The organism is Sorangium sp. So ce281 (genome assembly GCF_051527395.1).
In the GTDB taxonomy this organism is placed as follows: Bacteria; Myxococcota_A; Polyangia; order Polyangiales; family Polyangiaceae; genus Sorangium; species Sorangium cellulosum_B.
The window spans coordinates 2,702,233-2,724,325 of sequence record NZ_CP150322.1; the positions used below are offsets into that span (position 1 = coordinate 2,702,233).

Below are 22,093 nucleotides of genomic sequence, written 5' to 3' on the forward strand. Positions count from 1 at the left end.
TGTCCCGGAGCCGCGCGCCTGCGGCTCCGGTCCTTGCTGCCCGGGGCGGCGCCCGCGTTCGGACGAACCGAAGCGGCGCGCACATGCCCCGTGCACCGATCGACGGCGGAGACGCTCACGGAGGGTACGCACCATGTTGGGATTCGTGGTTGGAACGGCCTGTCTGATAGGCCTCGTCATGACGTTGAAGCGCGGCTGCAGGTACGACTGCGGTGCGCCCTGGGGCGCTGGGCCGCGCTTCTTCGGGCGGCGCGGCTTCGGGGGGCACGGCTTCCGCCGTCGCTTCTTCCTGTCCTTCCTCTTCGATCGGCTCGGCACCACGCCGACGCAGGAGAAGGTCATCGTCGCGGCCATCGACGAGCTCCGCTCCGCCGCTGAGGCGCAGCGGAGCGAGATCCGCAGCACGCGCGCGGACGTCGCGGCGGCGATGCGGAGCCCGAGCTTCGACGAGACGCGCCTCGGCGAGCTCTTCGCGCGCCACGACACGGCCATCGAGTCGCTGCGCAGGGCCGCGGTCGGCGCGCTCGGGAAGGTCCACGCCGTGCTCGAGGACCGCCAGCGCGAGCAGCTCGCCGATCTCATCGAGATCGGGCCGGCCGCGTTCCGCGACATGGGGTCCGGCAGGGCCGGGTGGCGCGGCGACGATCCCTACAGGACCCACGGCCGGTGGGCGTGAAGGAGGGCGAGACCATGATGCGACGCCAGATCACCATCGCGCTGCTCGCGCTCGGCACCGTCGCCGGTTACGCCTCCGGCTTCTCCTCGCTGCGCTGCCGGGCGGAGGCCCGCCGCGACGCCTTCCAGCGCCACGTCGCGTCCATCTGCGTGGACGCCGCGCGCGAGGCCGAGCGCTCCTGGCCGCGGGGCGCCGCGCCCGCGGCGGCCGACGCCGACACCGGCGCGGGCCCCTGAGCTATACAACGGGTGAGCGGCGGCCGGTCGCCGCCGCTCCTGCCCCCCGGGTCCTTCCATGGCGCTGCGGCTCCTGCTCATCGACGACGACACACGGCTCCACGCCTTGCTCGCGAGCTACCTCGAGCAGAACGGGTTCGCGGTGACCGTCGCGTGCGACGGCGCGCGCGGCCTCTTGGCGCTCGCCGCGGGCACCTTCGACGCCGTCCTGCTCGACGTGATGATGCCGGGCATGGACGGCATCGAGGTCGTGCGCCGCATCCGGCAGAAGAGCTCGATGCCGATCCTCATGCTCACCGCCCGCGGCGACGAGGCCGATCGCGTGGTCGGCCTCGAGATCGGCGCCGACGACTACATCGCGAAGCCCTTCAGCCCGCGCGAGCTGCTCGCGCGCCTCCGCGCGGTGCTCCGGCGGGCCACGCCCGACGCCGCCGGCGAGCGGATCGTGGCCGGCGACATCGCCATCGACGTGCCCGGCCGCGTCGTCACCGTCTCGGGCAAGCCGACCGATCTCACCGGCATCGAGTTCGACATCCTCGTCGCCCTCGCGCGGCGCGCCGGCCGCGTCGTCGCCCGGGAGGCGCTCCTCGAGGAGGCCGGCCGCGGCGACGTCAACGTCGGCGGGCGGACGGTCGACGTGCACATCTCGCACCTGCGGCAGAAGCTGTCCGACGATCCGAGGTCGCCGAGGCTCATCAAGACGGTGCGCGGCGTCGGCTACGTGCTCGCCAAGGACCGCGCGTGAGGAGGAGGTACCGGTCCTGGCTCTACGAGAACGGGCGCAAGGTCTCGATCGGCCGCTTCCTGAGCGCGCGGCTGCACCGCCGGATCTTCATGTGGTTCGGCGCGACCATCCTGATCACCGCGCTCGCCGCGGTCGCCACGATCGGGGCCATCGATCGCGTCGGCAACTCCGGCTGGCGGCGCGAGCACGCCCGCGCCCAGTCGTTTGTGGCCCACGAGTTCGGGCGCGTATGGGCCGATCCCGCGGCCCGCGACGCCCTCGCCCGCACGTTCGCCGAGGATCTCGAGATTGACCTGGAGCTCGTCGACGCGGCCGGGCGGCGGCTCGCCAGGTACGGCCAGCCCTGCAGGGCGCAGACGCTGGTCTCCCCGGTCCGCGACGAAGGGGGGCCGCTCGGCACCGTGCTCCTCTGCGCCGCGCGCGGCCGCTCCGGCGGGTCGCTCCGGTTCGCCTTGCCGCTGCTCGCCGTGGCCATCGTCATGTGGGGGGCCTCGGGCCTCATCGCGCGCCGCCTCGCCCGCCCGCTCGTCGATCTGGCCCACGTCGCGCACGAGATCGGGGCCGGCAAGCTGTCGAGCCGCGTCCGGCTCGACTGCCACGGGCAGCAGGGCGAGGTCGGCATCGTCGCCGAGGCGGTCAACGACATGGCCGCGCGCATCGAGCGCCAGATCGCCGACCAGAGGGAGCTCCTCGCCGCCGTGTCGCACGAGCTCCGCACGCCGCTCGCCCGCATCCGCCTCCTGACGGAGATGGCCCGCGATGGCAACGGACCGAGCGACAGCGTGCTCGACGACCTCGACCGCGAGGTCATGGAGATCGACGCGCTCGTCGGCGACCTCCTGGCCAGCTCGCGCCTCGATTTCGCGGCCCTCACCGTGACCCGCCTCGACCCGGCCGAGGCCGGGATCCGGGCCCTGGAGCGCGCAGGGCTGGATCCGACGCTGCTGGAGGTCGTCGAGGGGACGCCGGCGTTCCAGGCGGACGCGACGCTGCTGGCGCGCGCCCTCGCCAACTTGCTGGAGAACGCGCGCGCGCACGCTGGCGGGGTCGATCGGCTGCGGGTCCGTCCCGGCGGCCAGCGCTGCGTCGTCTTCGAGGTCGAGGATCGCGGGCCCGGTTTCGTGGACGGGGAGGCGACGCGCATCTTCGAGCCGTTCTTCCGGCGCGAGCGGGCGCAGGGCGGCGAGAGCGGCGCCGAGCGCGGCTCGCTCGGCCTCGGCCTGGCGCTGTGCAAGCGCATCGCCGAGGCGCACGGGGGCCGCGCGTTCGCCGAGCGCCGCGAGGGCGGCGGGGCCCGCGTCGGCATCGAGCTCGCGCTGCGTCCGCCAACCAGCGCCGCGCGTAGCGTTCCCGCTTGACCGCGCGATGGGGCGGGTGAGACGCTCCCCGTGCTCGCGACCATGCGAATCCTCCTCTGCGAAGATCAGGACGCGATCCGGCGCATGATCGAGGCGCTGGTCGGAGCGAGCGGCCACGAGGTGATCGGCGTGGGCACCGGCCGCGAGGCGGTGGAGCGCGCCCTGACCGAGCCCTTCGACGTGCTGCTGCTCGACCTGATGCTGCCCGGGAGCATGGATGGCTTCGAGGTCTGCGAGCGCCTCCGCGCGCACCCGGGCACCGCGAGCCTGCCGATCCTCGTGATCAGCGCCCTCGACGATCACGAGGCGCGCGCCCGCGCCTTGAAGCTCGGCGCGACCGCCTACTACGCCAAGCCGTTCCGGCCCCTCGAGCTCCTGGAGCACATCGGCGGGCTCAAGGCCGCGCGGCGGGCCTGAAGCGGGGCCCCGCCCCGACCGGAGCCGTCCGGCGCGACGCGCGACGCGCGACGCGCGACGCAACGGAGCGCTGGAAGATGGCGCCCGTTTTGACTACACCCGGCCGTCATGCACACTCGGTGGCGCTGGGTCATGGCTTCGACGCTCGCGGCGGTCGCCCTCTCGGGGCTCGCGGGCTGCGAGGGGGAAAAGAGCAAGGCGCAGGTCCCCGCCGACGCCGGCGCGCTCGACGCCGGCCCGGCGCTGCCCGTCGTCGGCGGCAAGCTGGGCGCGGAGCTCGCGGAGGCGGCGTCGGGCAGCACCGAGAAGAAGGGGCCGGCGGCGGGCGGCGCGGCGGACGGGCCGCCGGAGAACGGCGTGTTCTCGGCGTCCGGAGCGGCCGCCGCGCTGCCGAAGGACGTGCCTTACAAGATCGAGGTCATCGGCGACGGCAGCGAGCCGCGGGCCAGGCTCGCCCCGAAGATCGACCCGAAATCCGAGCAAAAGCTCGACATCACGCTCGGGCTGCGCATGGGCGGGCCGCAGGGGCTGCCGAACCTGGAGCTCGGCGTGAGCTTCAAGGCGGAGAAGCCGGCGGACGCGCCCAAGGAGGGCGCGGCCGCGCCCGCGGCGAGCGCGGCTCCGACGAGCGTGATCGCGAAGATCACGTCGGCGACGCTCGCCTCGATGTCGATCGGCGGCCCGCCGAAGCAGCTCGCGGACGCGCTCGCGAAGCTGAAGGGGAGCGCGCTGCGGTACGAGCTCTCGCCGGCGAACGCGGTCGGCAACGTCCGGTTCGAGCTCTCCAAGGACGCCGATCCAGGGCTCCAGCCGCTGATCGGCGCGCTCGGGGAGGCCATCACGCTCCTCACGCCGCCGCTCCCGGACAAGCCCGTCGGCGCAGGCGCCTACTGGATGGTCACCGATCGCGTGGTGGCGTCGGGCGCGCAGCTGCCGGTGCTGCGGTACCGGGTCTTCAAGATCGAGAAGGTGGAGGGAGGCGTCGTCTCGCTCAGCGTGGACACGCGCCAGTACGCGGAAGGGGCCGACCTCAAGCTGCCGAGCCCGAACGGGGAGATCACGATGACCATCGACCGGCTCGACTCCTCGGGCAAGGGCACGCTCACCTGGTCGCCGTCGAGCTTCGTGCCCGGCGTGGCCGACGCCTCGCAGCGGCTCCAGGCATTGCTGGTGCCGCCCGGCGCCACCGCCCAGCAGGCCGCCCAGCGCAGCGTGGCCCAGGTCGAGCTCTCCGCGAAGTTCGCATCGCCGGCAGCGCCGTAGCGCCGGTCCGCTGGCGAGGGCACGGCAGCTCTCGCCAGGGCCACGCCTTGCCGCCCGGGGCACACGAGCGGCTCTCGCGCATCGGGCGGTGTGAGCGTATCGCCCTGGGGGCTGTGCACTAAGGTGCGGGCGTTCGCGCCTGCATCTCCCGCCGCGCGGCCGCGCTGCCTTCCAGGACGCATGTGTGCGTCCCGGTCGCTGCCTGCGAGCCATGGAAACCATGGCAGCCGCGACCAACCCTGGAGCGGCGCCGCGCTGCCGGGGGTGTTGGCTAATCCCGTGCATGAGCGCCCGTGCGGGGAGGCGTGACGGCTGTCCGACCCGGCTGCCAGAGGCGGGTGAGCAGACCGAGCCACGGTGCAGACGCATGACGTACGGGTGCGAGCGGAACATGCGCGGGTGCAGCCTCGAGGCCTACATCGAGGAGCCGGGCCTCACGGAAGGGCAGCGCCGGCGGCTGCGGCTGTTCCAGACGGTGGAGGAGGCCGTGAGCCGTCGCGTCGAGCGGCTGTGCACGTCCAGCGAGATCGAGGTGACGGACGCGGCGATCCTCGTCGTGTCCCCGGCGGCGCGCCGGGCGTTTTTCCGGATCGACGCGCGGGGCAGCGCGGAGGCGCCGGGCGCGAGCGTCCTCGTCGACCACCGCGCGCGGCTCCACGAGTTCCTGCACGCCGTGCTGCCGCCCGTGGACGAGGCGCCGTTCGATCCGTACGTCGACCTGCTCGCGCCATCTCCGCCCCAGTGCGTCCGCGTGCTCATCGTGGACGAGGACTCGCTCACGGTCCTGAATTACGGCGCGTTCGTGGTGGTGAACCTCGACCGCAGGGAGATGCCGAAGGCCTAGCTCCCGCGTCGGAGGTCAGAAGCGCACGGTGAGGCGGAACGGGTCGAGGACGGCGCGCGGCGGGGGCTGCTTGCGCGGGGCGCCGGCGGGATCGCGGTCGAAGACCATCACGAGCACGCCGACGCCCGCCGCGAGGAGGCCGGCGCCAGCGACGATGTCGCCCGCGAGCGCCTGGGCGCGCGCGGCGTCGGCGGCGTCCCCGTCCCGCGTCGGTGCGTCGGACGCGCTCGCGACCCCGAGCAGCCCGATGGCCGCGCCGGCCGCCACGGTGGTCAGACCGCCGGCGAGCAGCACGATCGGCACCACGCGGCTCGACGCAGCGTCGGGCGCGGAGCCCGGCGCGGCGCCGCGCAGGACCGGTCTGGTCGGCGCGACGCTCGCCGGAGCGCTCGTCGAGGACACCCTCGGCCCGGCGGGCGCTGCCGGCGCGACGACCTCGTGCTCGAGGCTCAGCACGACGACGGCGCGGCTCCCCGGCGCCGCTGCGACGCTCCGCTCGGCGTCGCGGTAGCCGGGCGCGCTCGCGGTCACCGTGTGATCCCCGGGGTTGACCGGGCGCGGGCGATCGAGCGCCGCCGCGGGCACCACGACGCCGTCGATCTTCACCTCGAGGCCGACGGCGTCGCCCGGGGAGAGCCGCAGCTCGAGCGCCGCGACCTTGTGCTCGAGCTCCTGGATCGCCTGCCGCGCGAGCTTCTCGTACCCTTTTGTCGCAGGCGCGGACGGCTCGACCAGGAACGCGCGGAAGTTCTCGAGCGCCTCGACGAGCTGCCCCGTCTGCTGCTGGGCCACCCCGAGGCTGTAGAGGGTGATCGGCGCGCGCTTGATCGCGAGCGAGCGCTCGTACCGCTCCCGCGCTTGCTCCCAGCGGCCCTGCCTGGCGAGCTCGGAGGCCTCGATGAAGATCTCGCGCGCGACGGCGACGTCGGCCGCGCTCTGGGCCGCGGCGGGCGCGGGCGCGGCGAGCATCGCGGCCGCGACGAGGAGCGCCAGGACGCCCGAGGGCGCGCGCGTCCGCCGCGGCGTCACGGCCTGAACCGCTCCCCGTCGGGCACCAGCGAGAACCCCTCGAGCCCGGACCACAAGATGAGCTCGGTCCCCGTCCACACGCCCACGCCGTAGGCGTGCTGCTTGCTCGCGGCCGACATGTTCGCTCCCCACGCCATCGTCATCGGATCGTAGAGCTTCCCGTCTCGCCTGAGCGTCACGCCGCTCCGCCCGCCGGCGACGAGGGCGCGCGCGCCGGTCCACCCGGTCCAGCCGGTGCGCCGCTCGACGCGGCTGCGCTCCGAGGGGGCCCCCTTGTCGTCGATCCCGCGCCACGCGTCGGCCGCCGGATCGTAGATCGCGCCGCCCTTGCGGGCGACGCCCGCCTGGTCCTGCCCGCCCCAGACGAGGAGCCGATCGCCCATCCAGACCGCGAACGCTTCGGTCCTCGGGCTCGGCGCGTCGGCGCTGGGCAGCGACCGCCAGACGTCGGTGGTGGGGTTGTAGGCGTACCCCTCGTTCGTGATCGCCTGGTCGGCCTCCCCGCCGAACAGGTAGAGCTCCGTGCCCGACCAGGCCCACGCGACGCCTTCGCGCGCCGGGGCCGCGCCGGCGCTGGAGGCCGGCGTCCATGCGTCGGCGACCGGGTTGTAGAGCCCGCCGCCGGCGACCGGGGCGCCGCCCGAGGAGCCGCCCCAGATCAGGAGGCGCGTGCCGGTCCACACGCCGATCGGCATCCGCCGCGCCGCGGGGGCGTTGGTGGTGCTCATCGCGCGCCAGGTCCGCGCCGCCGGGTCGTACACGCCGCCGGTGGACAGCCCGAGCGGGCTCCCGAACGAGCCGCCGCCCCAGACGAGCACCCGGGAGCCCGTCCACGCCGCGGTCGCGAGCACGCGAGGCGAGGGGGCGCCCTCGTTGCCCAGCGCCGACCACGTGTCGCGCGCCGGATCGTAGAGCGCCCCGTCGCCCACGTCCCCGACCAACGTGCGGCCGCCCCACAGGAAGAGCGCGTTCCCGATCCAGGTCGCCGCGGCCATCTGCCGCGGCGCGGGCGCGCCGGTCCTCGTCATCGGGGCCCACGCGGGCGTGCACTCGCCGGCGCGACACTCGCGCCCGCTCAGGCAGGCGTTCCCGCACGCGCCGCAGTGCTCGGCCGAGCCCAGGCTGACGCACGCGCCCTCGCAGGCCACGAGGCCGCCTCCGCAGGGCGGGATGCAGGTGCCGCCGGAGCAGATCTCGCCCCCGCTGCAGTCCGCGCTGGTGCAGCACTGGCGGCACGCGACGAGGCTGCAGCACTGCTCTCCGCCGGCGCAGCCCGTGCTCTTGCACCTCGCGCCGCCGTCCTCGCACACGTCGGCGGTGCAGCCGTCGCCGTCCGAGCAGTCCTCGTCCGAGCAGCAGGCGCGGCACGCCGCGCCGCAGTCGCGCGGCGTGAGCGCCCCGCACGCGCACGCGCCGGAGGCGCACACGGCGCCCGGCTTGCAGGCGGTGCCGCACGCGCCGCAGTGCCGCGGATCCCTGGTGAGATCGGACTCGCAGCCCGGGGCGACCGGGTCGCAGTCCGCGAAGCCCTCGTCGCACACCAGCGCGCCTCGGTCGCAGCGCTGGTGCGGCCCCGCGGCGATTCCGCACGCGCCGCAGTGGAACGGGCTGACCTGCGTGTCGACGCACGAGGAGTCGCACGCGGTGAGGCCGGCGGCGCAGCCGGCCGCGCACGCCGCGCCGTCGCAGTAGGCCGCCTCCGGCGCGCACCGCACGTCGCACGCGCCGCAGGTCGTCGGGTCGATGGCGATCGCCTCACAGCCGGGCGCGCCGTCGCAGTCGAGGCGCCCGCTCGCGCAGGCGCAGCCGCCGCGGCCATCGCAGATCATGCCGCTCGCGCAGGCATCCCCGCAGGCCCGGCAGTCCGCCTCTGTCCCGAGCGTGGCCTCGCAGCCGTCGTCGGGCGAGCCGTTGCAGTCGGCGTGCCCCGGCGCGCACCCGCACACGCCGGCCCGGCACTCCATGTTCGGCCCGCAGGTGACGCCGCAGGCGCCGCAGTTCGCGGGATCCGAGGAGCCGTCGATCTCGCACCCCGTGTCGTGGAGGTTGTCGCAGTCGAGGAGCGACGGCGCGCACGCGCACTGCCCCCCGTCGCAGATCGCGCCTGCGGGGCAACGGAGCGAGCAGCCGCCGCAGCGCTCGGGATCGCTCTTGAGATCGACCTCGCAGCCGTTGGTGACGACGTTCCCGTCGCAGTTGTCGAAGCCGAAGACGCACTCGGACGAGCAGTGGCCGCCCACGCAGAGGGTGTGCGGGCACGGCACGCCGCACGCGCCGCAGTGCGACGGATCGTTCAGCACGTTGGTGCACGACCCGCCGCAGCACGACTCCCCGTCACCGCACGCGTTGCCGCAGGCGCCGCAGTGCTCCCGGTCCATGTCCAGCGCGACGCACGTACCGCCGCAGCAGGCGCCGTCCGGGCAGTCGGGCGCGCAGCCGCCGCCCGTCGAGCTCGCGCCCTGGCCGCCCTCGGGAGGTTTGTCGGAGAGGGCGCTCTCCGCGAGCAGCGAGCAGGCGCCGGTGAGCACGGCCAGCGCGAGCAGCAGCGGCCAGCGCGCGCCGGTCGTGGGCCTTCGATGTCGCGCCTCGCGCGCGGGGCTTTCCTTGGAAGACATCGCGACGCTAGAAGTTCGGCCGGGCCGGGACCGGCAAGGCAGCACCAGAGGTCTTCGCGCCTGCCCGTGAGGGCGCGGTCCGTCGCGAGCCGGCGCTCCGGGGCGCCGGCGCGGGCTCCCGCGCGCTGGCGCTCGCGGTGGGGCTCTCCGCCGGTCCGACGCGGGCCGCGCCGGCCGAGGGCTGCGGCTCGGCCGTGCGGGCCGGCTCGGGGCGGCTCTCGGGCGCGGGGCCCTGCTCGGTCGATGGTGCGGCGGCGGCCTGCGGCTGGCCCTGCGACGCCGCGGGCGGCGCCGCGGGCGCGGGCTCGGCGCTGCCGTCCCGCGCGGTCATGGCGCGCAGGGAGAACAGCGCGGCGCCGAGGATCACGAGCGTCGCCAGCCCCGCCGCCGCGACGACGGCGGCGCGCCGCCGATCCGCGGTCTGGCGCGCGGCCTCCTGGTGGACAGGATGTACAGCGACCTCCTGGTGGTCCTCGCCGCTCCTCCGCGCCCGCGCCGCCGGCCGCTCGGAGATGCGCCGCTGCTGCGCCCGCACCGCCGGCCGCTCGGAGAGGGGCCGCTGCTCGCCGTCGCTCAGCCAGTGCACGGCGAGCGAGGTCCCGGTCACGTCCTCCACGACGCCGTTGTCGGCCGCCCACCGCGCGAGGGCGACGCCCATCTCGCGCATGGTCCGCCACCTGTTGAAGCGCTCCTTCCCGAGGCCGCGCGCGATGATGGCCCACAGCGCCTCGTCGCCCACGCCGAGCGCGGTGATCGGCGTCGGATCCTTCACGAGGATCGCCGCCACGAGGTCGTGGTAGTTGCCGCCCTGAAACGGCTTCTGGCCGGTGATCGTCTCGTAGAGCACCACGGCGAACGCCCAGACGTCGGTCTGCCCGTCGACGTCGGTGATGCCGCGCGCCTGCTCGGGCGACATGTAATCGGGGCTGCCGAGCACCGTGCCCGCCTTGGTCATCTCGCCGCTCGCCGTCTCGCTCCACACCTTGGCGATGCCGAAATCGACGATCTTCGGGGTGATGTCGCCGCGATCGTTCTTCACGAGGAAGATGTTCTCGGGCTTGAGATCGCGGTGGACGATCCTGCGGTCGTGCGCCGCGGCGACGGCGCTCGCGATGGGCAGGAGGATGCGGAGGGCCGCCGCGGGGGAGAAGCGCTTCCTGCGCTCGATCGCCTCGACCAGCTGCTCTCCCCGGAGCACCTCCATCACGATGTACGGGTCGCGGTGCTCGGACTCCCCGAAGTCGATCACGCGGACGATCGAGGGGTGATCGATCCGCGCGGCGGCGCGCGCCTCCTGGTGGAGCCGCACCGTCGCCTCGGTCGAGCTGACCTCGCGCCGGATGAACTTGATGGCGACGTCGATGTTGAGGACGTCGTTGTGGGCCAGCCACACCATGCCCATGCCGCCCTCGCCGAGGACGTAGCGCAGGCGGTATTTGCCGCCGATCACGTCTCCCTCGCGGTAGATGCGCCGCGCCGCCCGTCCCGGAGCGGGCGACGGCGCGCCGGCCTCCGGAGGCGGTGTCACGAGGGACGGATCGAGCAGCTCCGGGTCGAGCGAGTCCGGAGCGCTGGCGCGCGGGAACGCCGCCGAAGAGGCGAACGAGCGGCTCGCGCCCTCGGGCCGCGGGGTCGAGGCGGGCGCGGAGGAGGAGCGCGGCGGCATGGAGCGACCGCAGTCTAACTTTGCTGGCCTCTCACAGCCATGGTCTCGCGCACCCGTACGTCGCTGCCTGCCCGCGCGCCGGCGCGCCGCCGGCGCATGGTCAGCGCATGATCCATGCATGATCAGCGTACGATTCCGCAGGGATGCGCGCGCTCGCCGCGGGTGCACACATCGTGCGACGTGCGCCGGGCGCGGGCGGGGCGATGGCCGGCCTTGTGCTCCACGAGGATCTTCACCCGCGGGCCGATGCGCACGGTGAGCGGGCCCGCGTGCTCGTGCACGTCGCCATCGCAGACGTAGTGGACCACGCCCGACCTGGCCTCGAGCACCGCGCGCCGGGCGATCTTCTCGAACGTGTGCGCCTCGCCCATCGGCCGCGCTCGCCAGATGTCGGGCAGCTTCCTGACGAAGCCCAGCGCGGAGGTGTGGATGCCCAGCATGTGGAAGCTCTCCGGGCGCTCGTCGTGGCGGTGGAACGGGCGGAACCCGAGGCCGATCTGGTCCACCGTGCCGGCGGCGACGGCGAGGTAGTCGCGGTCCGGGAACGCCGAGCCGTCCTCGAAGTGGACGCGGCCCTCCCAGCGCGCGGCGACCTGGGTGGCGGTCTTGAGGAGCACGGCGGCGCTCGCGCTGGCGAGGACCTTCGCGGCCCAGAGCGCGTTCCGCTCCTCGCTGCGGTTGTACTCGGCGATGAAGCCGTGGACGCAGCCGGTGCCGAAGATGAAGCCGTAGTGGGCGCCGATCTGCATCACGTGGCGCTCGACCCAGCGCAGCGGGTGCCGGCCGCGGTCGGTGTAGCGGGCGATGAGCCCCGCGAGCAGGCCGTCGGGGCGCCCGCGGGGGACGCCCACGGCGTTGGCCACGGTGTTCATCGTCCCGCCGCGCAGGAAGGCGATCGGCGGCAGCGGCTCGTCCTCGTAGACGTCGAGGAAGCCGGTGATGGTGACGTGGTTCGTGCCGTCGCCCCCCGAGATGCCGAGCACGTCGATGTCGAGCTTCCGGAAGTCCTCCGCGATCCGGGCGAGGTCCTCGCGGGAGCGCGCGGTGCGGACGACGCCGTGATCGCCGAGCGCGCGCGCGAGCCGGACCGCCGCGCGGGGATCGCTCAGGTTCTGGCGCGAGCGGGGGTTGATGATGACGCCGATGCCGCCCATCTAGCGCCGGCCTCGCGGCGACTTCCACCGCGGGTTGAGGTGGACCCGCACGACGTCCGCCATCAGGCCGAGGTGGGCGCAGTGATCGGGCTTGTCGTCGCCGGTGTACCCGCGGACGTGGAAGTCGCCGCGGTCGAAGCGCCGGATCATGTCGAGGCCGAGCACGTCGGCGCGGGAGGAGCCCCTCAGCTTGCCCCGCAGCTGCCGCACGATGAAGCTCGCCGTCTCCGCCGTCGACGCGTAGCCGGGCGGCAGGATGGAGGAGTGGCTCATGAACATGAACGCCTCGCCCGCCGCGGCGCGCCTCGCGAACGCGATGAACGGCTCGATCTGCGCGACCTTGAGCTTGTGCTGCCGCTCGTCGGCGTACCCGGCGTGGAGCGAGTCGAGCAGGACGAGGGCGTCGACCCGCTTGCCGGCCGGCTGCCGCAGGATCTGCTCGACGGCGCCGTAGCCCGCGCTCCACGACGAGAGGCCGAGCTTGCGGATGTAGGCCTTCTTCTTGCCGGTCTTCTTCGCGACGGCGCGCTCGATGCTGTCGAGCAGGTTCTCGAAGACGTACGGCGCCGAGAACGCGCTCGAGTACGCGCCCGAGCCGATGCCCAGATCGATGCCGACGAGGACGGCGCCCGCGGCGGTCTTCACGAACTCCTTCCGGAGCGCCTCGTGGCCGTGGAAGTGGATGATGACGTCGAAGCCGCCGCGCTTCGTGACCCCGCCCCGGTGGGGCATGATCATCTGCCCGATCGAGGGCGCGCGGGACCACCGGTCGTAGACGCCCCAGCCCGGATCGGGCGTCATGCACGGGTTGATGTCGCCGCGGCGCTTCTTCGAGGGGGTGGCGCGGCGGCTCGTCGCCCCGGGCCTGTCGCGCCGCGCTGCGCTGCGCTCGGCCGGATCGCGCGCGTCCGAGGTCGCGCCGCCCGCGCCGCCGGCACCGCCCGACGGCGCGCCGGCCCCGGCGGCTCCGTCCGTCGGGGGCGTGCCGCCCTCCGCCGGAAGGCTGTCGGCCTGCGCCGCGGCCGGAGGGCCATCGGCCTGCAGCGAGGCGGCGTGCGTCGCGGGCGGAGCGTTGTCGGCCTGCGGCGCGGCGTTCGGAGCGGCCGTGTCCTGCGCCGCTGCAGGCGGCGCGGCGAGCCACCAGGTGGCGGCGAGCAGCGAGAGGAGCGCCCATCGCCCGGACGGCCGGCGGGCCTGCAGGGGGTGTCTCATGTCGGGAGCGCCTCCATTCCATGGAACGGCGTGCGGATCGAGCGCTCGGTGCAGGGGCGCCGCCGCGCTGTGTTCGCGGGGACACCCCGCGGGAGCTCCGTGGTCGTGCAGGGGCAGGCGCGCCCCCTGCGCCGGCCGGCGTCACCCCGGCGGCGTCACCCTGGCGGCGGCTTCCCGTGGGTGAGGGCGGCGCCCGCGTCGGCGGCGGCGAGGATGCGCTCCTCGGCCTGGGAGGCGAGCTTCTCGACCGCCGCGGCGGCGTCGCCGGGTGGCAGCGAGCGGAGGAACTGGATGAACTCGAGCTCGAGGCCGGGCTTCACGCCGCTCAGGACGAGCACGATGGGGATGGCCGGCTTCTCGACCTCGGCGAGCTCCGTGGTGCGGGCGCGCCAGCGGCCCGCGCCGAGGGCGAGGCGGAAGGCCCACTGCGCGCCGAGGCCGATGAGGAGGCCCGCCATGACGCCCGCGACGAACAGGTCGGCGTCCCTCGGGGCGAGGAGGGCCGCGGAGAACCCGCCGATGGCGGCGCCGATCACGAGGCCGGGCTCGCCGCTGTTGTGCGCCGCGGCGGTCTTCAGGATCTCCGCGGCCTGCATGCCCGGGCGCCCGCTGCGGACCGCGTCGCGCAGCGGGAGCAGCGTCGCGAGGCGGCGCATCGAGGCGGCCCGCACGCCCAGGTAGCTGATGAAGAGGGCGCAGACCGTCAGCCCGACGCCGACGCTCACGGCCACGCGCCGCGAGAAGACGCCCTGAGGCAGCGGCTCGCGGACCATCGCGGTGACCGCGCGATCCCGGTCGCGCTCCGCGTTCGCCTTGAACGCCGCCTCGGCGTCCTTCGTGGCCTGCGCGACCTTGTCGGCCGGGATGTCGGCGACGAGCGAGAGCAGCTGCTTCGCCGCCTCGAACTGCTCGGCCTCCGCGGCGCCTGGCGGCGTGATCGCGGCCGCCTTGGTGATGGCCTCCCAGGCGGGGATGGCGTTCACCCGGGCCCCCAGGAGCGCCTCGGTCGCCTCGCGGCAGCCCGCGAGGGTCTTGACCTGCTTGTAGAGCGGCTGGGCGGAGGCCCACGCGCCCTGCTTGTCCGGCTCCTTGGGCTTCGGCGGCGGCGGCGCGTTGCGGGGCGCGCGCCCCTTCGTGGTCGTCGCCGGCGGCGGCGGCGGCGCGGGGGGCGCCGCGCCCGGGTCGGGCATGCGCGCCGATTTCGCGGCGGCCTTGAACAGGTCGATCTCGACGATCAGCTTCTCGCCGGCGAGGGCGCACGCCCGCGCGGGCGCGACGCGGGCCTCGGACTCCTCGGCCTGGCGCCGCGCGCCCGGGTCGGGGACGAGCCTGCCCTCCACGGTGACGAGCCGGAGGACCGCCACGGCGATGCACAGGACGAGGATGGCCGAGGCGATGAAGGTGGCGCGGACCTCCTCGCGCCGGGTGTACTCGTTCACGCTGGCTCCCTCGGAAAGACAGGAGGTGAGCAAGGCGCCGGCCGGATCGGCGCGAGGTCGGCGCGCGCGAGCGCGGCCGCACGGCCGGAGCGGCACGAAGCGCCACGATCGGCGTCGCCGCCGTGACGGCAGGGGGACACCGAGGGAGCGTGAGCCCGTCGCATGCAGTTCACCGTTTAAACCAGATGCCGGACCGATACCACAGCGTCGCTCGCGATGGCGTCCGCTGCGTCCTCGCCGCCTCACGGCCTCGCGGCCTCACGGCGTCGTGTTTGCTTCCACGGTCGGGCGTCGTGGAACTTGCTCCGTGCCGGGGCGCATCGTGTAAGGGTCCGGAGAAGGCGTGGAGGCTGCCGTGACATCCCACAAGCCCGTCGAGCCCGCGGCCCCGGCGCGCGCGGCGCTGCCCGAGCCGGGAGCGGAGGCGCCGAGGCGTGGCGCCTCCTCGGAGGCGCCCGGCGCGGCGGCGGCGCCCGACGCGGCGGCGGGAGGGGCGAGCCGGGGCCTGTGGATCTCGTCGACCTACTTTGCCGAGGGCCTGCCCTACGCGATCGCGCACAAGGTGGCGGGGGAGTTCTTCACGGCGGCGGGGGCGAGCCTGGAGATCATCGGGCTGACGTCGCTCTACGGGCTCCCGTGGAACCTCAAGTTCCTCTGGAGCCCGCTGGTCGACCTCCACGGCAGCCCGCGGCGCTGGCTCGTGGCGGTCGAGATCGCCCTCGCCGCGATCGTCCTCGGGCTCGCCGCGGCGGCGGACAGCGGCGCGATATGGCTCGTGGCGGCGCTGTTCGGGGCGGTCGCGGTCGCCGCGGCGACGCACGACATCGCGGTCGACGGCTTCTACCTGCAGGCGCTCGACAAGGACGCGCAGGCGGCGTTCTCCGGGCTGCGGGTCGGCGCGTACCGGCTCGCGCTGCTCGCGGGCGCGCTGCTGGTCGCGTTCGCGGGCTGGGCGTCCTTTGGCGCGGCGTTCGCCGTCGCGGCAGGCGGGCTCGCGCTGCTCGCGATCGCGCACGCCGCGGGGCTGCCGCGCCCGGCCGCGACGCCCGGAGCCGGCGCCGCGCCCGGAGCGACCGGGCTGCGGCGCTACATCGAGCCGTTCCGTGTGTACCTGCGGCAGCCGCAGATCGCGTCGAGCCTGGCGTTCATCCTCTGCTACCGGGCAGGGGACGCGCTGATGTTCGCGATGTCGTCGCCGCTGCTGAAGAGCCTCGGCCTCGACACGGCGGCGCGAGGCAACGTGGGCGGCGTCGGGACGGTCGCCTCGATCGCCGGCTCGATCCTCGGCGGGGTGCTCATCAAGCGGTGGGGGCTCGCGCGGACCATCTTCCCGATCGCGCTCGTGCAGAGCCTGGCGATCCTGCTGTACGTGGCGCTCGCGTGGGCGCGGCCGGCGCTCCCGTGGGTCGTCGCGCTCGTCACGCTCGAGCAGCTCGCCGCCGGCGTCGGGACGGCGGTGCTCGCGGTGTTCCTGATGCGACGCTGCGTGGACGGGTACAAGTCGTCGCACTTCGCGATCGGCTCGGCGCTCATGTCGGTCTCCGCGACGTTCGCCGGCAGCGCGAGCGGCTACCTGGCCGCCAGCGCGGGGTTCACGGCGTTCTTCGCGATCGCGTTCGCGGCGTCGATCCCGGGGGTCGTCCTGTCGCGCCTGGTGCCGCGCGACTAGTTCCCGCGGGTCGGAATCCCACGAGGGATCTGCGTCGCGAGCGGAGAGAGAGAGCTCAACGCCAAGGCGCCAAGGCGCAAAGACGCAAAAATGCAGGACATTTGTCTTTCTTGCGCCTTTGCGCCTTTGCGCCTTTGCGTTGAATTCTCCCTCCGGATCCCTGGCCGGCCTTCTGGCGAGTGGAACCAGGTAGATTGGACTCGTCCGCGCGATCCCGATGCAAGAGCCCTCGTCCGCCCTCTCCGAGCCGGCGGCGCGCGCCGACCGCGCGCTGAGCCTGGTCTCCCTCGGCCTCCTGGCGCTCCAGGCCGCGCTCGACGCGCCCGCGTTCCCGCGCGCGACGCTCGCCGTCGCCGTGGTCGCGGCCCTGGTGGCGCTGCTCGCGGCCCGCGCGGCGCAGGGGCCGGCGCGCGCCGTCGCGGCGCTCGTGGCGTGCATCGTGGTGGCGATGCGCCTCGGCGTCGTCTGGCAGCTCGCCATGATCCTGGCGCTCGCGGCCTACGGCGGCCTCGCGCGGCTCGCGCCCGCGCTGCGCCCGCCCGAGGGCTGGCGCGCGGTCGGCGGGCTCCCGAAGCGCTGGACGGCGCTCGTCGGCGGCGTCACGCCGGTCGCGCTCGTCGGGTGGCTCGCGCTCGCCCGGCCCGACCTCCGCGACATCACCGGGTCGGAGCTGCTCCAGGTGTCGACGCCGGTGCTCATCGCGGGAGGCGCGGTCTTCGCCGTGCTGAACGCCATGCTGGAGGAGGTGATCTGGCGCGGCGTGCTCCAGCCGAGCCTCGCGGCGGCGTGGGGCGCGCGCGTCGCGGTGGTCCTGCAGGCCGCCTCGTTCGGCGCGCAGCACGCGCACGGGTTCCCGCGGGGCCTGCTGGGCGTCTTCCTGGCGGGCAGCTGGGCCGTGATGCTGGGCCTCTTGCGACAGCGCTCCCGCGGGCTCCTTGCGCCCGTGCTCGCGCACGTCGTCGCGGACGCGACGATCGCCGCCCTGGTGATCGGCATGCTCCGCTGAGCGCGTCAGGGCCGGAGGCCGAGCAGCTCGAACGCGCCCAGGAGCGCCGAGCGCGCCCACGCCCCCCGGCCGCGGGGCACGCGCCGCGAAGCGGTCCGGCCACCGCGCCTCGGCCTCGATCGCGCGGGTGATCCCGTGGTGGTTGACCAGGCTGCGGAGGAGCCACGCCGCCGCGGGCGGCAGCGGGAGCGCGTCGATGGAGTCGATCAGCACGCGCACCCGGGCGCCGCGCGCCGCCGCGCGCTCGAGCGTCTCGAGCACCGGCAGGTCCGAGAGGTACGTGGTCGCGACGAGGAGCTCGTCGCCCGCCTCCGCGCCGTCGAACAGGTCCGCGAGGCGCGCGCGGATCGCCTCGTGCTCGACGAGCGCGCACGTCTCGTCGCCCGCGGCGGTGAGCGCGCCGGGCGGCGGGAGGGGGACGCGCAGGCCGCCGGCGTACCCCGGCACCGGCGCGAGCGTGGGCGTCGGGGAGGCGCCCTCGGTCCCGAGATCGTCGGGCCCGAGCGCGGCGCGCGCGGCGTCGGACACGAGCGCGTGGAGCGCGGCGCGGCCCTCGTCACCGATCGCCTGCGGAATGGTGGGTGGTGGCCTAATTTGAACATGAAGGCGGTAAGGCGGGAAGAAAAGATCAATGTTCTTCCCGCCTTACCGCCTTCATGTGAATCACTCCGGGGCAAATTAGGCCACCACCCACCTGCCAGCGGTTCTGGCGCTCGACCCAGTCCTCGATCGGCACGCGCACGCGCGCGTGGTCGAGGTGGAAGTTCATCCGGGGCAGCAGCCGGCGGCGCCGGTCGAACCGCGCGCCGAACAGGCAGGCGTTCAGCACGAGGACGCCCGCGTCCGCGAGGCGCCTCCGCACCAGCGCGCCGCGGCGGCGCGTCAGTGCGGGGTTCGCGGGCGTGTTGCTGTCCAGGAGCACGACGACGGTCACGTCGGGCCGCGCGCGCTTCTTGGCGATGAGCCAGTCGGCGACGGTGTCGGCGTAGGGGAACGCGCCCGGGCGCGGCAGCAGCGTGGTCTGGTCGCCGTCGGTCGGGTAGAGATCGGGCCGGAGCCTGTGCAGGAGCCGGCGGAACATCTCCGCGTGCGTGCGCTCCTCGGCGACGAAGCGGGCGACGACGGGCGCGGACAGGTACGGCGCGCGGTGGGCCGACCGCTCGAGGTACCGGATCACGTAGCCCTCGAAGTGGATGAACAGCTCGCACGTGAAGCACGTGAACAGCCGGTTGATCGCGACGCGCTGGCGCTCGGTGAGCCCGAGGCCCGCGACGTCCATGTAGTGCGCCTCGGGGATCACCAGCGCTCCGGGCGGGATCGGGCGCGTCCAGTCGATGCGGTCCCAGCGCCGGCGCACCGCCGCGTGGGCCGGCGCGACCGCGGGCGCGAGGGCCGGGTACGCGCGGAGCACGGCGCACGACGCGATCCACGACGCCAGAAACGACGGGTTGAGCGCGACGAGCACGAACCCGGTCAGGAGCGCCGATGTCGCTCGCCCCGAGGAGGGCGCCTCCGCGGCGCGTCGAGGCGCGAGCGCCAGGGCGAGGCCCATCGCCACGACGAGAGCCGCGCCGCCCGTCCGCAGGGCGCGATCGATCGCGGGGTGCGCCTCGAGGACCCACCCGAGCCCGCGCGCCGCGGCGAGCGCCCAGAGCCCCTCGGCGAAGGCTCCCCCGATGGCGAGCAGCAAGACGCGCCGGGGCTGCCCCGCGAGCGCCGCGGCCACCAGCAAGACGGCCAGCGGCCCCGCCGCAGGGATCGATCCGAGATAGCCGAGCAGGAACCCCACGACGAGCGCGAGCGCCATGGTTCATCCGGAGCGCGGTGTGCGGCGGTGAGCTGCAGAGGATCGCCCGCGGCGCGCCGCGGGGGACGAGCGCGGGGGCGAGGCGCGGTCGTCAGGCGGTTTCAACCCGGTCGCCGCCTTAGCGTAGCGCCAGCGTGAACGCGAGCCCGAGGCTCACGCGCAGATCGTGGACCGCCTGCACCTCCAGGGCGGGCGGCAGCAGCCGGTACTCGCCCTCGAGCACCGCGGCGATGGGTTGATCGTCGATCGCGGCCAGGATCCTCTCGACGTGCGCGGCCGAGCGCACGAGGACTCGCCAGCGCTCTTCGCTCGTCCAGTGCGGGACGACGTCGCCTCGACCGTCGAAGACCGTCAGCCCGTCCCCGCTCTGGAGACGCAGCCGCAGCGAGGCCGCGGTCATGGGCGCGATCCGGTGGACCACCCTGGGCTCACCGAGCGTGCGGCGCGCGGGCGCGGCCCGGGGGGAGGGGGACTCGGCGTACGCGTCGATGTCGTAACGGACCCCGAGCCCGATCTCGAAGCTGCGTCCCGCCTCGCCCGTGCGCCATGGATCGAGCATCGCCGTGGCGCGCGCCACGCCGAGCCGGACCAGCGGCGCCGGCGATCCGTCGCCCTGGCGCCGCGGGATCGAGGGGATGCTCACCCGGCCCACCTCGGCTTCCACGCCGATGTCGAAGGGGAAGGGGACCGCGATCGGCGGCGACACCGGCAAGACCACCCGCGGCGACTCGTCGTGCCGCAAGAACGACGCGCCGTACAGCGCCGCGTCGAGCGCGGGCACGCCGTCGAGCGCCTGCCCCGCCGGAGACACCCGGCCGGCGAGGACGCGGTGATCCGCCTGCCAGACCACGCGGCCAGGCCCGGAGCCCGTCACGCTGCGGGCGCGGTAGGACAGGCCCGCGTCGATCTCGGGCTCGACCTCGATCGCCCCGCCCGCGCCCCGGTGCAGCGCGGACGCGACGCCGAGCCACACCCGGCTCGCCGGGTCGAAGCGCACGCGGAAGCGCCGGCCCTCCTCGGAAACGGCGGTATCGCCGCCGCCCGCGTGCTCGCTCTCCTCGCGCGCCGGCTCGGCGCGGCCGGCGCGCGGGGGGAGCGCCGCGGCCGCCGCCATGACGAGCAGCGCGGCGAGGCGCCGAGCCGTCACGGGTCCTCGAAGACGGGCATCGGCTCGAACACCCGTGGGGGAGCCCAGAACGACACCCGCAGGCCCGCGGCCGCCTTGACCTCCACGTCGCGAACGTCGCTGTCGAGGTCGTTGCGGCTCACCCCCATCGCGGCGAGCCGCAGCGAGATGGGCTGATCGTTGATCGCGAGGAGGATGCCCTCGTAGGCGATGGTGGCCTCGAGGCGGTTCATCGCCGCTCCGGTCCCGCTCCCGGCCGCGATGCTCGGGCGCCGGTAGGCGAACGCGGTCGAGAGCGCGTGGAGGCCGCCCTCGCCGAGGCTGAAGCGCGTTTTAATGGCGCTCGTCGGGCCGACGTACAGAGCGCCGGTGTCCAGGCCGTCGTCGATCTCCGATCGGCGCTCCCAGTACTCCCCCAGATCGGCGCCCAGCTCGATCCGGATGTGGCTGTACATGTCGCTCGACTGCCACGGATTCCACGCGAGATGCACCTCGCCGAACTCCACGTCGAGCGTGTCGCGGCGCGCGGGAGGGCGGTCGTTCACCGACACCACCCGGAAGCCCCAGCCCATCCGCGGCGAGATCGGGTAAACCCGCGGCTCGCCGACGAAGGTGCTGAGCCAGTGGGCCGGCCGCCGGTGCAGGTGCTGGTAATCGTAGGTGAGGAGCACCCCGGAGAGCTCGAGATCGTCGAACGTGGCTGTCCCCTCGAGGATGCGCAGGTCATGGCGGGCGCGGGAGCGCGTCGAGAGCACGCTCACGTGGATACCGGCCTCGGCCCTCCCGCGGCCCAGGGGGAAGCTCGTGGGCACGGGGAGCCCGTTCTCGCCATGGAACGTGGGCAGCCAGGACGCGCCCAGGTAAAGCCGGTTCAGCAGATCGAACTTGACCTGAAATGCCTTGCCCTCGGCCGAGCGCGCGTAGCCCGGCGGCGCCTCGGGGATCGCGGCGACGAGGCGGGCCCCGCGCGCGGCCAGGCTCCGGTAAGCCGAGGCGTCTTCAACCACGTTGCACGGCTGCACCTTGTCGAGCGCGCCGCCGTCGTGGGCCAGGTGATCGGGCGCGACGAGGCAGCGCTCGCCGTCCGGGCCTGGCTCGCATTGAACGCGCACCGCGCCGCCGTCCGGCGACCGGATGCAGCGAACCGGCTTGTCCCAGGAGAGCTGCGGCGGCTCGCCGGGGCGAGCAGGCGCGGACCAGAGCATCGCCGCAGACAGGGAGGCGAGCAACGCGTGAATCCAAGGCGGACGTCGTCTCAAAGCACCCTCACGAGGCAAAGGAGCTCCACGGCGGCAAAGCCGCCCGCGCTGTACGCGAGCGATTCATCAGGCGCTTCGCGGGCGCCGCGAGGCGACAAAGCACGTGTCGTGCCCTGCGAGACACGGTGCCGGAGCGCGCGCGCGTGTCCGAAAATTCCGAGAATTTAGAATGTACCGACTTCTTCGCGAGGGCGAGGTGCGAAGCGGTCAGCGCGGCGACCGCTGCATGGGGAGCAATCCATTACCCAGGCGCGCAGGGTTCTTCACAGCGGGCTATGGGCGCGTCGCCATCGGCGGTCGCGGCTCGCGTCGTTGGACCCGAAGCGAGGGGTGCGGGTCCGAGTCGACGTTCTAGAATGCCGATCACGTTGAAACCTGGAGAATTTTCACAGGGAGGCAAGGAGTCGGGGAGGAAGAAAAAAATGAATCTCTCGCTCTTGCCGTCTCTCGCTCCCCGCCTCCCCGCCTCCCTGTGAAATTCCTGCTTTCTCTCGTGGTTTCAATCCGTTTGTCGCTCTAGCCCATCACTTGTCTGAGCTGCGCCCGGCCCGGTCATCAGGACACGCTGGCCG

Annotated in this window: 19 protein-coding genes; 10 read left to right on the forward strand and 9 right to left on the reverse strand. The window is 74.3% G+C overall.

The genetic code is table 11. The features are described from left to right. The first annotated feature begins 133 nt into the window (after positions 1 to 133). The 7 genes from WMF27_RS10370 (at position 134) to WMF27_RS10400 (ending at position 5,539) form a co-directional block, all read left to right on the forward strand. Entirely contained in the window at positions 134 to 676 is a 543-nt protein-coding gene (locus WMF27_RS10370; RefSeq protein ID WP_437769069.1) for a Spy/CpxP family protein refolding chaperone, read from the forward strand. Positions 677 to 690: 14 nt separating this feature from the next. Then, positions 691 to 912, forward strand: coding sequence for a hypothetical protein (locus tag WMF27_RS10375; RefSeq protein ID WP_437769068.1), 222 nt, complete (start codon positions 691 to 693; stop codon positions 910 to 912). Between the two features lie 58 nt (positions 913 to 970). Next, positions 971 to 1,657, forward strand: a complete 687-nt coding sequence (locus WMF27_RS10380) for a response regulator (RefSeq protein WP_437769067.1) — start codon at positions 971 to 973, stop codon at positions 1,655 to 1,657. After that, positions 1,654 to 3,015, forward strand: coding sequence for a HAMP domain-containing sensor histidine kinase (locus tag WMF27_RS10385; protein WP_437769066.1), 1,362 nt, complete (start codon positions 1,654 to 1,656; stop codon positions 3,013 to 3,015). The genes WMF27_RS10380 and WMF27_RS10385 overlap by 4 nt, the downstream gene beginning before the upstream one ends. A gap of 42 nt (positions 3,016 to 3,057) precedes the next feature. Continuing rightward, positions 3,058 to 3,432: a response regulator gene (locus WMF27_RS10390; RefSeq protein ID WP_437769065.1), complete on the forward strand. Its 375-nt coding sequence runs from the start codon at positions 3,058 to 3,060 to the stop codon at positions 3,430 to 3,432. Between the two features lie 132 nt (positions 3,433 to 3,564). After that, a complete protein-coding gene (locus tag WMF27_RS10395; protein WP_437769064.1) occupies positions 3,565 to 4,695 on the forward strand; it encodes a hypothetical protein in 1,131 nt (376 codons plus the stop codon). A 367-nt stretch (positions 4,696 to 5,062) separates the two neighbouring features. Next, the gene (locus WMF27_RS10400) at positions 5,063 to 5,539 is read left to right on the forward strand and encodes a hypothetical protein (RefSeq protein WP_437299106.1); all 477 of its coding nucleotides are present in this window, start codon (positions 5,063 to 5,065) and stop codon (positions 5,537 to 5,539) included. A gap of 15 nt (positions 5,540 to 5,554) precedes the next feature. Here WMF27_RS10400 and WMF27_RS10405 read toward each other — a convergent pair whose 3' ends face one another. From WMF27_RS10405 to WMF27_RS10430, 6 genes are all read right to left on the reverse strand, one after another. Continuing rightward, positions 5,555 to 6,568 carry a hypothetical protein gene (locus tag WMF27_RS10405; protein ID WP_437769063.1) on the reverse strand — a complete coding sequence of 338 codons (1,014 nt, stop codon included), beginning with the start codon at positions 6,566 to 6,568 and terminating at the stop codon, positions 5,555 to 5,557. Then, entirely contained in the window at positions 6,565 to 9,183 is a 2,619-nt protein-coding gene (locus WMF27_RS10410) for a Kelch repeat-containing protein (protein ID WP_437944115.1), read from the reverse strand. The genes WMF27_RS10405 and WMF27_RS10410 overlap by 4 nt, the downstream gene beginning before the upstream one ends. A 7-nt stretch (positions 9,184 to 9,190) precedes the next feature. Further along, positions 9,191 to 10,849, reverse strand: coding sequence for a protein kinase domain-containing protein (locus WMF27_RS10415; RefSeq protein ID WP_437944116.1), 1,659 nt, complete (start codon positions 10,847 to 10,849; stop codon positions 9,191 to 9,193). A 122-nt stretch (positions 10,850 to 10,971) separates the two neighbouring features. Beyond that, positions 10,972 to 12,003, reverse strand: coding sequence for a diacylglycerol/lipid kinase family protein (locus WMF27_RS10420; protein ID WP_437769060.1), 1,032 nt, complete (start codon positions 12,001 to 12,003; stop codon positions 10,972 to 10,974). Next, positions 12,004 to 13,215 carry a hypothetical protein gene (locus WMF27_RS10425; RefSeq protein WP_437944117.1) on the reverse strand — a complete coding sequence of 404 codons (1,212 nt, stop codon included), beginning with the start codon at positions 13,213 to 13,215 and terminating at the stop codon, positions 12,004 to 12,006. It abuts the gene before it with no gap. A gap of 155 nt (positions 13,216 to 13,370) precedes the next feature. After that, the gene (locus WMF27_RS10430) at positions 13,371 to 14,654 is read right to left on the reverse strand and encodes a hypothetical protein (RefSeq protein ID WP_437944118.1); all 1,284 of its coding nucleotides are present in this window, start codon (positions 14,652 to 14,654) and stop codon (positions 13,371 to 13,373) included. 355 nt (positions 14,655 to 15,009) lie between these two features. Here WMF27_RS10430 and WMF27_RS10435 point away from each other — a divergent pair, with 355 nt between their 5' ends. The 3 genes from WMF27_RS10435 (at position 15,010) to WMF27_RS10445 (ending at position 17,927) form a co-directional block, all read left to right on the forward strand. Then, a complete protein-coding gene (locus WMF27_RS10435; RefSeq protein ID WP_437944119.1) occupies positions 15,010 to 16,323 on the forward strand; it encodes an MFS transporter in 1,314 nt (437 codons plus the stop codon). Between the two features lie 217 nt (positions 16,324 to 16,540). Next, on the forward strand, positions 16,541 to 17,329 hold the full coding sequence (locus WMF27_RS10440; RefSeq protein WP_437944120.1) for a CPBP family intramembrane glutamic endopeptidase: 789 nt from the start codon (positions 16,541 to 16,543) through the stop codon (positions 17,327 to 17,329). Positions 17,330 to 17,525: 196 nt separating this feature from the next. After that, positions 17,526 to 17,927, forward strand: coding sequence for a hypothetical protein (locus tag WMF27_RS10445; RefSeq protein WP_437769055.1), 402 nt, complete (start codon positions 17,526 to 17,528; stop codon positions 17,925 to 17,927). 30 nt (positions 17,928 to 17,957) lie between these two features. Here the strand turns inward: WMF27_RS10445 and WMF27_RS10450 are convergent, their stop codons facing one another. The 3 genes from WMF27_RS10450 to WMF27_RS10460 all read right to left on the reverse strand — a co-directional run bounded on the left by WMF27_RS10450 (position 17,958) and on the right by WMF27_RS10460 (position 21,491). Beyond that, a complete protein-coding gene (locus tag WMF27_RS10450; RefSeq protein ID WP_437769054.1) occupies positions 17,958 to 19,136 on the reverse strand; it encodes a LysE family transporter in 1,179 nt (392 codons plus the stop codon). Between the two features lie 118 nt (positions 19,137 to 19,254). Continuing rightward, on the reverse strand, positions 19,255 to 20,283 hold the full coding sequence (locus WMF27_RS10455; RefSeq protein ID WP_437769053.1) for a hypothetical protein: 1,029 nt from the start codon (positions 20,281 to 20,283) through the stop codon (positions 19,255 to 19,257). Then, positions 20,280 to 21,491 (reverse strand): hypothetical protein, encoded by a 1,212-nt coding sequence (locus WMF27_RS10460; protein ID WP_437769052.1) that lies wholly within the window; start codon positions 21,489 to 21,491, stop codon positions 20,280 to 20,282. Before WMF27_RS10460 ends, WMF27_RS10455 begins: the two co-directional genes overlap by 4 nt. Positions 21,492 to 22,093 lie beyond the last annotated feature (602 nt).